11 protein-coding genes and 1 pseudogene are annotated in these 12,333 nt (G+C 39.2%); 5 read left to right on the plus strand and 7 right to left on the minus strand.

Features of this window, described 5'->3' with window-relative positions; genetic code table 11:
• Positions 1 to 106: 106 nt before the first annotated feature.
• Positions 107 to 1,648: a cation acetate symporter gene (locus ACNJYY_RS10330; RefSeq protein WP_197220853.1), complete on the minus strand. Its 1,542-nt coding sequence runs from the start codon at positions 1,646 to 1,648 to the stop codon at positions 107 to 109.
• The gene (locus ACNJYY_RS10335) at positions 1,645 to 1,980 is read right to left on the minus strand and encodes a DUF485 domain-containing protein (protein ID WP_191753493.1); all 336 of its coding nucleotides are present in this window, start codon (positions 1,978 to 1,980) and stop codon (positions 1,645 to 1,647) included. Before ACNJYY_RS10335 ends, ACNJYY_RS10330 begins: the two co-directional genes overlap by 4 nt.
• Before the next feature lie 209 nt (positions 1,981 to 2,189).
• Here ACNJYY_RS10335 and ACNJYY_RS10340 point away from each other — a divergent pair, with 209 nt between their 5' ends.
• The gene (locus ACNJYY_RS10340) at positions 2,190 to 2,870 is read left to right on the plus strand and encodes an MgtC/SapB family protein (RefSeq protein ID WP_137789525.1); all 681 of its coding nucleotides are present in this window, start codon (positions 2,190 to 2,192) and stop codon (positions 2,868 to 2,870) included.
• A 123-nt stretch (positions 2,871 to 2,993) separates the two neighbouring features.
• Here the strand turns inward: ACNJYY_RS10340 and ACNJYY_RS10345 are convergent, their stop codons facing one another.
• A complete protein-coding gene (locus tag ACNJYY_RS10345; protein WP_416731623.1) occupies positions 2,994 to 4,058 on the minus strand; it encodes an SDR family oxidoreductase in 1,065 nt (354 codons plus the stop codon).
• A 60-nt stretch (positions 4,059 to 4,118) separates the two neighbouring features.
• Between ACNJYY_RS10345 and ACNJYY_RS10350 the strand changes: the two genes are divergently transcribed.
• Both ACNJYY_RS10350 and ACNJYY_RS10355 read left to right on the plus strand, forming a co-directional pair.
• Complete coding sequence (locus tag ACNJYY_RS10350; protein ID WP_416731624.1) at positions 4,119 to 4,790, plus strand: NAD(P)H-binding protein; 672 nt, start codon at positions 4,119 to 4,121, stop codon at positions 4,788 to 4,790.
• A 55-nt stretch (positions 4,791 to 4,845) separates the two neighbouring features.
• Positions 4,846 to 5,277 (plus strand): BrxA/BrxB family bacilliredoxin, encoded by a 432-nt coding sequence (locus ACNJYY_RS10355; protein ID WP_144700491.1) that lies wholly within the window; start codon positions 4,846 to 4,848, stop codon positions 5,275 to 5,277.
• 165 nt (positions 5,278 to 5,442) lie between these two features.
• Here ACNJYY_RS10355 and ACNJYY_RS10360 read toward each other — a convergent pair.
• From ACNJYY_RS10360 to ACNJYY_RS10370, 3 genes and pseudogenes are all read right to left on the minus strand, one after another.
• A pseudogene (locus tag ACNJYY_RS10360) lies at positions 5,443 to 5,556 on the minus strand (YjcZ family sporulation protein); the annotation flags it as partial.
• Between the two features lie 319 nt (positions 5,557 to 5,875).
• A complete protein-coding gene (gene plsY / locus ACNJYY_RS10365) occupies positions 5,876 to 6,463 on the minus strand; it encodes a glycerol-3-phosphate 1-O-acyltransferase PlsY (RefSeq protein ID WP_416731625.1) in 588 nt (195 codons plus the stop codon).
• Between the two features lie 90 nt (positions 6,464 to 6,553).
• Positions 6,554 to 8,740: an MMPL family transporter gene (locus ACNJYY_RS10370; RefSeq protein ID WP_416731626.1), complete on the minus strand. Its 2,187-nt coding sequence runs from the start codon at positions 8,738 to 8,740 to the stop codon at positions 6,554 to 6,556.
• A 141-nt stretch (positions 8,741 to 8,881) separates the two neighbouring features.
• On the opposite strand from ACNJYY_RS10370, the gene ACNJYY_RS10375 reads away from it, so the two are divergent.
• Both ACNJYY_RS10375 and ltaE read left to right on the plus strand, forming a co-directional pair.
• The gene (locus tag ACNJYY_RS10375) at positions 8,882 to 9,652 is read left to right on the plus strand and encodes a class I SAM-dependent methyltransferase (RefSeq protein WP_416731627.1); all 771 of its coding nucleotides are present in this window, start codon (positions 8,882 to 8,884) and stop codon (positions 9,650 to 9,652) included.
• A gap of 17 nt (positions 9,653 to 9,669) precedes the next feature.
• Entirely contained in the window at positions 9,670 to 10,692 is a 1,023-nt protein-coding gene (gene ltaE / locus ACNJYY_RS10380; protein ID WP_416731628.1) for a low-specificity L-threonine aldolase, read from the plus strand.
• A gap of 108 nt (positions 10,693 to 10,800) precedes the next feature.
• On the opposite strand, the gene ACNJYY_RS10385 is transcribed toward ltaE, so the two are convergent.
• A complete protein-coding gene (locus ACNJYY_RS10385; RefSeq protein WP_416731629.1) occupies positions 10,801 to 12,255 on the minus strand; it encodes an amidase family protein in 1,455 nt (484 codons plus the stop codon).
• Positions 12,256 to 12,333: the final 78 nt, after the last annotated feature.

Genomic DNA, 12,333 nt, shown 5'->3' on the forward strand with positions numbered 1-12,333 from the left:
AGACACTTATACGGAAACGTACGAATGTGGCTCACCGCCTGCCCCACGGAAAGGGAGCATCAATACTTTCAATAGCAACAATGAATACAAAAACAGCCTTTTATCATCAAGCACCTTTTCGAAGGCCAGACCCCGTATTGGCTTTTACTAAAATTTCATTAAACTTATCAACGTCTGATGGTTTGGAAAGCATCGTTCCGATGATAGCTCCTAAGAACCCAAGTGGTATGGAAACAATTCCTGGATTTGCAAGAGGAAAGATGGCTTCTCCTGTAAGGATTGCCGCTCCTTCTACAGGAGACCATACACTAGGTGAGATCATTACTAAAACAAGTGAACTGATGAGTCCGACTAACATCCCAGTTACTGCGCCTGCCGTATTAAAACGCTTCCAAAAAATCGTTAAAAGAATGATAGGAAGGTTCGCACTAGCTGCAACAGCAAAGGCAAGAGAGACTAAGAAAGCCACATTTAATTTTTGTGCGAATAAAGCAAGTATGATGGAGATGATAGCTACCCCTACTGAAGCCCATTTAGCGGCTTTCATCTGTTCTTTTTCTGATGCATGACCTTTCCTAATGATGTGTGTATAAAAGTCATGAGCAAATGCTGAAGCGGCTGATAGTACCAATCCAGCTACGACGGCTAAAATGGTAGCGAACGCAACGGCAGAAACAAAGGCAAACAGAAACTCTCCTCCAAGTACTTCTGCTAAAAGTGGAGCTGCCATATTTCCAGCGGCATTTGCAGCTACGATCTGATCTTGTCCAACAAAAGCTGCAGCACCAAATCCTAAAAAGATCGTCATGATGTAGAACGCTCCGATCAGCCAAGTTGCATACACAACGGATTTTCTGGCAGTAGGAGCATCTTTTACCGTAAAGAACCGGATAAGTATATGAGGAAGACCGGCAGTTCCTAAGACAAGTGCTAAGTTTAAGGAGATCGTATCAAGCGGATCTTTAAACTTATTACCTGGGTTCAAAAAAGACTCGCCCAGTGGTGTAGCACTCTTAACTTGGTTGAACATCTCTGTAAAGCTAAAACCAAATTTAGCAAACACCATGACAGAAATGATAAACGTTCCTAGCATCAAAAGGATTGCTTTTACGATTTGTACCCATGATGTGGCAGTCATACCACCGAACACCACATAGACCGTCATCAATACGCCTACGATAAGTACAGAATATATGTACTCAATCCCTAGTAATAGTTTGATAAGAGCACCAGCACCTACTAATTGGGCGACCATATAAAAGGTAGAGATCGCCATCGTATTAAGTGCTGCAACACCGCGAACCTTTTTATCATTAAACCTCGCAGCAATCATATCAGCCATCGTATATTTACCAAGATTTCGAAGAGGCTCAGCTACTAAGAACAGAACAACTAGATAGGCTACTAGAAAGCCGATGCTATAAAAAAAGCCATCAAACCCAGATAGTGCGATCGTGCCTGCAATTCCAAGGAAAGAAGCAGCTGACATATAGTCTCCGGCAATGGCAAGTCCATTCTGCATTCCGGTCAATCCGCCATCAGCTGTGTAGAAATCACTCGTTGTTTTTGTTTTCTTAGAAGCAAAATAGGTAATGACTAAAGTAAGAGCAACGATTCCTAAAAACAAAGAAAATGCTGTACCATTCATGAGGAAGCCTCCTTGTCCATATCAGCTATCACTTTTTCAGCGAGTTCATCAAAGCGCTTGGCTCGTTTCGTATAGATCATACACAGCGCCCATGTCATGATGAACTGAGCGAAAGCAAAGATCCAAGCCCAAGTGATATCACCGATCGCATTTTGATTCAATACATCTGTATAAGCGGTTAGGATAGGAAGGCTGAAGTAAAACAGTAAAAAAAACACGGTCATTGGCAGGATGAAACGTTTTTTCTCAGCCATTAATTGCTGAAATGTATTCGTGTTCACGACTTCGCTGTACCTTGAGTGTTCAAAGTTTTGCTGTTTTTTTGGTAACAATGCATTTTCCTCCTCATATTAAATTAATACAAACTAGTATTCACGCCTCCTTTTTACTGAATAATCTTTATTTTCAGATAAAATCAACTCTATTATATACGGAGGAACGTTATGATTCAACGGGAATCGTTCTTGAAGTTAGAAGGATTTAATGGGATGATTTGCGTATTATTAAATAAGGGCAAAAACAGGAGAGAGGTGTAAACATCATGAGTCTTGTCTTAGTGAAACTTGGAATGTCTGCATTCTTCGGATTGATCATCGGAATTGAGAGGGAGTTGAAGAATAAACCCGTTGGTCTTAAAACGAGCCTTGTTATCTCCATCAGCAGTTGTTTGCTCACGATTGTCAGCATAGAATCTGCTAGACAATTTTCACTTCTGTCTGGTCAAACGGTCATGGACCCAATGCGTTTAGCAGCTCAGATCGTTAGTGGGATTGGTTTTCTTGGAGCAGGTGTTATCTTAAGAAGAAGCAACGATGTGATTTCAGGATTAACAACCGCAGCTATGATATGGGGAGCATCTGGACTAGGAATTGCCGCCGGAGCTGGTTTCTATAAAGAGGCCGCTGCAGGTGCTTTTTTAATTCTTATCAGTGTTGAACTGATTCCTCTTATCATGAAATGGATCGGTCCAAAAGCATTAAGACAGATCGATATTAAGTTAAAATTGGTCGTTAACCCAGACACCATCATGAGTGATGTGATGAAAGAGATCAATGAGCTGAAAGTAAAGATCGTAAATGTTCGAATAAAGGATCTTGAGAATGACTACAAAAAAATGGAGATGGCAGCATCCATCTATGAGAAAAGATACACCACAGATCTATATGATGATGTGAAAAAGATTGAGGGTATTCGGAGTGTTGAGATTGAAACGCTTGGATGATTTAGGGTTTATGATCGATAGCCTGTCGAAGAGGCTCTCATTATAGAGTGGCTGATACATTCATACTATTTAAGTGTTATCTCTTAGATAAGAAAAAGGGTGACGTGATCTGTCACCCTTTTTTTAATATCTTATTAAGTTCTTGTCATGAGCATTGTTTTTATAGTAGTGTACCATCGAACCTACATACTCATCGAACGGCCGACATTCAATTCCTGATCCTTTTAGATCTTTTACGAGTTGAGAAGTATCGTATTTCGCATCATGAGAAAAATAAGAAAGAGTTTCTAAAGGTACACCAAGCCATTTCGAAACAAGTGAAAATGATAGACACTGTTCAGCTATTCTTCTATTCAACGTCCAGCTTGGCTTTTTCCCTAAAAGCTCCTGGCATAAAGAAGTATAGGCAACTTGTATGGAAGGTGAATCTGGACTAAGCAAATGATACGTTTTAGATCTCCCGACCGTCTCGTGCATGAGATACACCGAAGCGTCAATGATGAAATCGACAGGAACGAGATGAATCTTGGATGAAGTTTTTCCGATATAGGGAATGGGGAACTTACCAAGCCGTTTTATGAATTGCATCATAAAATAAGGGCCGTCGAACTTGAGTGTTTCTCCTGTCTTTGAATCACCTACAATAATACCAGGCCGTATGATCGTGATTGGAAGTTCATTCATTCTATCACGGACTTGCACTTCTGCTTCGTGTTTTGTCTGTTCATAATAATTACGAAACCGGCTGGGCATACGAATGTCACTTTCCATGATCAATCCTTTTTCATCTCCAGAAACATAAGCTGTACTGAAATAACAAAAACGCTTTAAGCTCGGACACTTTTCAACAAACGTTAAGACGTTTTTTGTACCGATCACATTACAAAGATATGCAGGTTCATAAGCAACAGTGAGATCATAAAGAGCTGCAAGATGTACACAGTGTGTAACCTGTTTATGAAGATCTTTTATCGTGTGAGAGGCTAGACCTAAATTGTGTTTTGTAATATCTCCTTCGACAAGTTGTATGTGTTTGGGTTGAAATCGCAATTTTCGCTCTGCCAGCTCACGTTCATGTTTTAAGATCAATAAATAAAAGGTAGAAGAAGGATACTTTGTTTGAAGAGCACTTACAAGCTTTGAAGCTATAAATCCTGGGTAACCGGTGATAAAATAAGTATGGTTCATCGATATACACCTCAGCTCATGATAAGATAAGTTTACTCGTAACAGAAAGGACCGTAACACATGAATAAGAATACTGTTATTGTTGCAGGCTCAAGCGGATTAGTAGGAAAAGAAGTGGTAAAGCAATTATTGACGGATCCACAGTGTAAAGACATTATCTTGCTAGTTAGAAAGTCATCGGGTATGAAGCATGAAAAGATTAAAGAAGTGATATTTGATTTTACTGCATCTGAATACAGCCTAGAACATACAGAAGCGGATGTCATGTTCATCTGTATCGGAACGACGATGAACAAAGTAAAATCAAAAAAAGCATTTGAAGAAGTGGATCTACATATTCCAGTCAAATTAGGAAAACTTGCTCACAAGTTAAATATAACCCATGTTTCTGTTATTTCAGCTATGGGTGCTCATGCTAAGTCTACTTTTTTTTACAATCGTGTAAAGGGGAATATGGAGTCCCATTTGATCTCAATGAATTTCCCATCTTTGACGATTGTCAGACCATCTTTATTGATCGGTGATCGTGAAGAGTTCAGGTTCGGAGAAAGATTGGCTGAAAAGGTTTATAAAGCAATTCCTTTCATCTATCCTAGTAAATATGAACCGGTAGAATCGAGCTCAGTTGCTAAAGCGATGATACAAGACGCTTTCAACGCCGAAACTGATTCCGTAAAGATTATTGAGAACAAGAAGATACATGAGATAAGCAGAAACATTTTAAAAAGCTAGTCTGTTTACGTTATAATAACATTGTATGTAAATGAATCGTTTTCAGGAGGAATAAATCATGAATGCTTATGAAGAATATATGAAACAGATGGCTCAGCCGATGAGAGACGAACTAACGCGTGCAGGGTTTGAAGAATTAAAAACACCAGAAGAAGTAAATTATTTTATGCAAGAATCTGAAGGTACAGCACTTGTTGTGATCAACTCAGTTTGTGGTTGTGCTGCTGGTCTTGCTCGTCCGGTCGCAGTAGCCTCTCTTAATCATGCTGTAAAGCCTGACCAGTTTGTGACTGTTTTTGCTGGTCAAGATAAAGAAGCGACAGCTCAGATGAGAGAATTCTTTGGTGAGATCCCACCATCGTCTCCGTCTATGGCTGTACTAAAGGATGGAAAAGTCGTTCACTTTATTCATCGTCATAACATTGAAAATCATGCGCCAGAAGAAATTCTTGAAAATCTTCTTGGGGCATATGATGAGCATTGTTAATCTACTAGTCTAGGATGATTAGGTGTAATAACAAAAGAAAGAGAGAAGCTGATCTGCTTCTCTCTTTCTTTTTTAAAATATGATGACTTAATGAGATGAGGATGAAGACGAAGATGAAGAAGATTCGTCACAGTCATGATGTTCTTCTTCTTTACAATGAAACGCAGTAGCACCGATAATGATCAACAGGATGAATAGAACAACAATGATTAAAAAGCCGCATCCGTGTCCATAGCCACCATAACCTCCACCATGATAATCACCATGATGAATCGGCATGTTCGCTACCGGCTTCATGTTAATGTTCATATTGTCACCATAAGGCATATTCATTTTTTTATTTTCCATTTCAGTCCCTCCAAATATTTAAGTCTAGGTCAACGTCACATTACACCATATGACCGAAACACCTAAACGGACACGGACAAATGCGGAGTTTTTAGTGAAAACGCCTGTACTTTTTTAGGAGAAGAGCCTATTTTTCGACTTTTATCATAAAAAGTCTAGATAAAAGGGCAATAAGTTGATTTTGTCTCCAACAAATGAAAGTTCGAAATTTAGGCGTAAAAAAGAACCGCTCTTAAAAAAAGAACGATTCTTAGATCCATTTCACTTTAGGCTCTGTTTTCTTAGCGATTCTTACAATATTCTGTCTATGTCTATAGATTAAGAACAATGTAAAGCCGATCAGGATATACGTTGTAAGCCAATCACCTGCAATGAAAAAGCTTAGTACGACCGAGCCTACACCAGCCATGATGGATGACAGAGACACGTATTTACTTATGTATAATGTCAAAAAGAAAGTGAACAAGACGAGTACAAACAACAGTGGTTGCGCGAATAGTAGAACGCCGCCAGAAGTAGCAACAGCTTTGCCGCCTTTAAATTTTGCGAACACCGGATAACAATGACCGATTACAGCAGGAACCCCTGCAAGGAGAGGGTGAATATCAACATCGAGTATTATAGGTAAGCTTGCAGCTAGTGTTCCTTTTAACACATCTGCTGCCGATACAATAAAACCGGCTTTTTTACCAAGAGTCCTGAATGTGTTCGTACCTCCTAAGTTACCGCTTCCATGTTCTCTGATATCAATGCCATATCCTATTTTTCCAACTAAGAGTGCAAAGGGGATGGAGCCAAGTAAATAAGAAAGTAAAAGAATAATGATAATTTCTAACATATGAACACCCCTTAAATATGAGACTAGCTATTTTTATTATAGGATATTATGTTTCGTTTTCCCACAATTACTTTAAAAAACGGCATCCCTTTAAGAAAGGGTGCCGCTTTGCTTTTTCTCTTTTCTCTTTATGAATGGCATCCACCAGTTCCAATCTCCAAGAAGTTTCATGAGAGACGGTACGAATATCATCCTAACGATTGTTGCATCTATAAAAATGGCAAGAGCAATAGCGATACCGATCTGTTTGACAGGCATAACGTTTGTAAAAGCAAACGAGCCAGTGATTACGATCATGATCGCTGCAGCTGATGTAATGATCTTAGACGTGGAAGTTAATCCAAGTAGGGTGGCACGATCATTATCACCAGTCTCTTCGTATATCTCTTGAATCCTAGAGATCAAAAACACTTCGTAATCCATACTAAGTCCAAAAACGATTCCAAAAGTAAAGACGGGAATCATCAATCCGATATCAACAGGTTCCATGATGACACCGCTCTGGAAAATCCAAACGAGTATTCCAAAAGTAGCAGACAAGCTCAGCATGTTCATAAAGATCGCTTTTACCGGAATAAATACAGAACGGAATGCGATCATGAGAATGAAGAGCGTTGTGATAAGTACGATAGCTAAGCCATAAGGAGCCTTTTCGATGATCTCATCAAAAATCTCTTGATTAAACTTCGTAACTCCACCGATCGTGATGGACAATCCTTCATGTTCTTTTTCCCATTTTTTGACGAACTGTTTCGCTTTATCACCTGTCACATCTACTGATAAATATGCTTTTATTACAGCAGTATCGTCATTGATAAAAGGTTTTAGAACAGGAGAGAACTGTTGTTTACCCTGGTCGGTCTGTAGAGCTTGAAAGAGTTCTGAAGCGTTTAATTGATTCGTGTAGGTGAAAATAGATTCTGTTTTATTTACTTCTTTTTCGTTTTGAAGATCTTTTGCAAGTTTTTCCAGTGCTAAAAGTGATTCTTCATCTTTTAGAAAAGAATTTTTAGATTGTGCAACTATTGTTACAGGGTATAATTCATCTTCACCGAACGTTTTTTCAAATTTTTCAAAGGCTAACCTTGATTCATAATCCGGTGGTAGTGCATCGGCCTCTGGTATGGACAGCTTCATATCTTTCACAGGTGTAACTGATAATCCTAAAACCAGAGCTGCGATCACAGCCATGATAATAGGTCTTTTCATAACGAACGCTGCAAAACTATGCCAAACTGATTTTGTGTTCTCTTTTGTTTTTAACAATTTCAATGCGTTCACTCTCTGGCCAAGAACAGCTAACAGGGCCGGTAAGAACGTTATCGCATTCAGAACCGAGAGGACTACAACGACCATGCCCCCGATGGCAACGGTCTTAAATATATCAATATCGATCAACAGCATTCCAGATAGTCCTAAGAAGACACATAAACCTGAGAAGGCGATCGAACGACCAGCTGTTTGTACAGAAATGATCGTAGCTTTTTCAACACCACGATGAAGCTCTTCACGAAAGCGGTTGACGAGGAGAAGAGCGAAATCTATTCCTAATGCAAGTCCGATCATAGGAACAACATTGAGTAAAAAGATACTCACATTCGTTGTTTGACCGTAAAAATAGAGAAGACCAAGCGAACTTGCGACTGAGATTAAACCGACAATGATGGGTAAGCCTGCTGCGATCAAACCGCCGAACGCGAACAGAAGGATGATTAATGCAGCAGGTATCCCGATCGCCTCTGCTCTAGCTAGATCGTGTTGACTAGCAGTGTTCATATCTTCAGCAATCACGGGTCCACCTGTTAATGAAACAGAAATGTCATTGTCTTCTGGCATACGATCTCTTATTTGATCAATAGACTTTTTTAGGTCTCCAAAACTTTTATCGAACTGAACAGATGCAAAAGAAACGTTCTCTTTTATAGTTTTTTCAGGAACGTCAAAAGGACTTTGGATGTCAACTACATCGTCGACTCCTTCCATCTTTTTTATCGTTTCTATAACAAATGACTTATATTCAGCGTCTTGTGGAGAATACTCTTTAGAATCAAAGACGAGCATCACAGAGGATTTCGGCTGATCAAACTTATCTTGAAGAATGTTTTCTACTTTTGCGAAAGATCCATCCATTTCAAACCCGCTGCCGCTTAAAATCGAAGGGAGTTTAACAGCAAAAAAGCCTAAGAGAATGGTAGTTAGAACCCAAAATGTTATAATGAGCTTACGGAAACGGTATGTAAATTTTCCTAAGGCTTGAAACGATAGACCACTTTTCATTATTGGAGCCTCCTCATACTTCTATCTTCCCATATTTTAGGTTTGTTCAATGAGATATGCAAATGATACGTAAACCTAGCAGCAGGTTTATAAGAGGCCGATTGCAATAATGGTTCATAATAAAACAGATAGGTGAAAAAAATGATCATTACGACAGCTGGTAAGAATGCAACACGATTAAGAAACAAAGCAAAAGTAGTAGCCGTCTCGATTGACGGTACTTTTGTGGATAGAGAGAGTCATTCTATTTCTTCTATGATTAGTACATATAATGACAATGTTCTTATGATCGGAGTGGACAAAATCTCGTATCATCCTAAAGACGGAGGCACACCGTTCTTTTTTCATCCCAATTCTTCTATGTTTCGTGTAAAACAGATCCTTCGAGGAGAAAAAGATGCTTTTATAGAAGCGACTCAGCTTAAAGAGGGGATGAGGATCTTAGACTGTACGCTAGGCTTAGCCTCTGATGCGATCGTTGCGAGTTTAGTAGCAGGAAGATCAGGAGCTGTAGTCGGAGTAGAGAGCAGCAGAGCGATTTCATTTGTTGTGAAGAGCGGTCTTCAAGTGTGGGATTCTAATTCTCAAAAGATGAATGAAGCGATGAGAAGAATTGAAGTGGTTCATGAAAATCATTATAACTTTCTAAAAAACCAGCACGATAACAGTTTTGATGTGGTCTATTTTGATCCGATGTTCGAATCAACGATCTCATCACCTGGTATTCAAGGATTAAAGAGCAGTGCTGATTATAATGAACTTACTGAAGCGGCCATTCATGAAGCAAAAAGAGTAGCTTCAAAACGAGTTGTGATGAAAGATAATAAAACGAGTACGAAGTTTAATGACTTAGGATTTTCCGTCATAAAACGAAACGCCAGTTTTTTATATGGTGTGATTGAAATCGAATAAATCGGATGAGGTGGAACATGATCGATCTTAGAAGTGATACGCTAACACAACCTACAAAAGAAATGAGAGACGCTATTTACACAGCAACTGTTGGTGATGATGTATATGGAGAAGATCCATCAATAAACAAACTTGAAAAGTTAGCTGCTGAGATAACAGGTAAAGAGGCAGCTCTGTTTGTAACGAGTGGAACACAAGGAAATCAGTTGGCGGTGCTGGCTCAATGTTCACCTGGTGATGAGATCATCGTTGAATCAGAGTCTCATATCTTCTTTTATGAAGGAGCTGCTATCTCTGCATTAGCGGGTGTTCAGCCAAGAGTCATTGAGGGCGTACGAGGAGAGATGGATCCTCTTTTAGTCAAACAAGCGATTCGTACTGAAGATATTCATTTTCCGGATACGACGTTAATCTGTCTTGAAAATACACATAACCGTTCAGGAGGATCAGTCGTTTCATTAAACAACATGAAAAAGATTTACGAAGTGGCAAATGAGGCAGGAATCCCTGTACATATCGATGGTGCGAGGCTTTTTAATGCAGCTGTAGCGACGAACAAGAATGTGAAGGACTTTACCCAATATTGTGATTCGGTACAATTTTGTTTATCAAAAGGCTTAGGCTCACCTGTGGGTTCTATTCTTGCAGGCGACCGGGAATTTATCCGAAAAGCTCGTAAGTGGAGAAAACGTCTGGGTGGAGGAATGAGACAAGCAGGATTCTTAGCGGCTAGTGGTATCATCTCATTAACAAAAATGGTCGACCGATTAGCTGAAGATCATCATAAAGCACGAAGGTTAGCAGATGCCATCGAAGATATGGATGGTTTAGAAGTAGTCAATAGCCCCGATACAAATATTGTAATCATGAATATTGAAAACACAAATCAAAGGAATGAAGAGTTTTTAGAAAGACTAAAGCAAGAGGGAGTTCTTGCCGTATCGTTCGGTGAAGGTCAGATCCGATTAACAACGCATTATGATGTTAGTGAAGAAGATATCGATCATGCAATCTCTGCCTTAAGACGAGTAATAGGATAATAGAATGTATTTCATTAAATGAACATACAAGGAACTACAAATAGAAGGATGAGCCTCTACATGGAGGCTCATCCTTGATTTTTTTAGGCGTTCTATCATGAGTGTCTCTTAAAATTCTGCAGGAACTCTCTTGTTAGAAATCTGTTCAAAGACATAAGCAATATGAATTAATTTTTTTTCGGAGTATGCTTCTCCAGTAAAAATAACACTTAGTGGCATCCCGTCATCATCAAACCCAGAAGGAACTGAAATGGAAGGATATCCTGCTTTTGCAGGAATACCGTACCAGACATCGTTTGGACTGATTAGAGCAGACAAGTTATGTTTTTCAATAGCAAGATCTATTCCTTTTTTCTGTGTCATCTCAAGATCATTCGATCTCGCATTAAGATATTGTGGACTCGTTAAATTTCCGTCAGTCATATTACTTTCTAGCAACAGCTCTTGATTGTGCTTTAAACACTTTTCTTTATTCTGTTCATTAAAGTCGATAACATCCTGTAATGAGGAGATCTTGGTATTTGATGAAACAGTACGTAAATAATGGTTGAGACCAGATTTGAATTCGTGTAAGAGAACCTTATAATCAGATTCAATCTTCTCAAAAGGTGAGATCTGTTCTAAATAAATGATCTCTCCACCTTCATCCTCTATGAGCTTTAAAGCTTCATCGAAAACGGACCTCTGCGTTGGATTTAAATGCTTTGTGCAAAACTCATACGCTACACCAAATCGTTTCCCCTTTAGTGAGGCTTGTTCTAAACCTTCTATATAGCTTGAATGATTTGGAGTGGATAATGTTGCAGGATCTAGCGGATCTTTTCCCTGTATAGCTTCAAGGAGGATCGCAGCATCTTTGACGTTTCGAGCCATAGGACCTGCGGTGTCTTGACTAACTGAAATGGGAATGATGCCAGATCGAGAGACTAAGCCAACAGTAGGTTTGATTCCGACGATATTATTGTTTCCAGCGGGACAAAGAATAGAACCTGAAGTCTCAGTTCCTATGCTAAGAGCAGCAAAATTACTTGCTACAGCTGCGGCAGAACCTGAACTAGATCCACTCACATCTAATACTCCAGGTCCGTATGGATTCAACACCTGACCTCCTCTAGAACTAAAACCGTTTGGCATTTCATATGCCATGAAGTTCGCCCATTCCGTCATATTTGCTTTTCCGATGATGACTGCACCTGCATCTCTCAACTTTTTAACGAGAAAAGCATCACTTTTGGCATAATGGTTTTCTAAAGCCAAAGATCCAGCACTCGTGTGCATCTGATCGGCAGTGTCGATATTATCTTTAAGTATGATGGGAACACCGTGTAAAGGTCCTCGATTTTTTCCGTTCTGTCTTTCAACATCCATGTTTCTTGCAATGAATAAGGCATGGGGGTTTATTTCTAACACAGAGTTGATCATAGGTCCTTGCTTATCATATCTAGAGATCCGATCTAGATAAAACATTACGAGTTCTAGTGATGTCAGATCACCGTTCTCAAAATGATGCTGTATTTTTTCTAATGTGATCTCGTTTAAATCCAACACAATATTTTGTGACATTTTGCCGCTTCCTCTCTTATTTACTCAATACTTATTATATAAAACTGTCACAAAAAAAGGAATTTTCGAAGTATTCAT

Source organism: Fictibacillus tiangongensis (assembly GCF_048083785.1).
Taxonomy (GTDB): Bacteria; Bacillota; Bacilli; order Bacillales; family Fictibacillaceae; genus Fictibacillus.

Excerpts from the sequence above, each read along its gene's own strand:
- ACNJYY_RS10370 (WP_416731626.1), bottom strand. The coding sequence starts at position 8,740 with ATGAAAAGTGGTCTATCGTTTCAAGCCTTAGGAAAATTTACATACCGT.
- ACNJYY_RS10330 (WP_197220853.1), bottom strand. The coding sequence starts at position 1,648 with ATGAATGGTACAGCATTTTCTTTGTTTTTAGGAATCGTTGCTCTTACT.
- ltaE (WP_416731628.1), top strand. The coding sequence starts at position 9,670 with ATGATCGATCTTAGAAGTGATACGCTAACACAACCTACAAAAGAAATG.
- ACNJYY_RS10345 (WP_416731623.1), bottom strand. The coding sequence starts at position 4,058 with ATGAACCATACTTATTTTATCACCGGTTACCCAGGATTTATAGCTTCA.
- ACNJYY_RS10340 (WP_137789525.1), top strand. The coding sequence starts at position 2,190 with ATGAGTCTTGTCTTAGTGAAACTTGGAATGTCTGCATTCTTCGGATTG.
- plsY (WP_416731625.1), bottom strand. The coding sequence starts at position 6,463 with ATGTTAGAAATTATCATTATTCTTTTACTTTCTTATTTACTTGGCTCC.
- ACNJYY_RS10385 (WP_416731629.1), bottom strand. The coding sequence starts at position 12,255 with ATGTCACAAAATATTGTGTTGGATTTAAACGAGATCACATTAGAAAAA.
- ACNJYY_RS10375 (WP_416731627.1), top strand. The coding sequence starts at position 8,882 with ATGATCATTACGACAGCTGGTAAGAATGCAACACGATTAAGAAACAAA.
- ACNJYY_RS10350 (WP_416731624.1), top strand. The coding sequence starts at position 4,119 with ATGAATAAGAATACTGTTATTGTTGCAGGCTCAAGCGGATTAGTAGGA.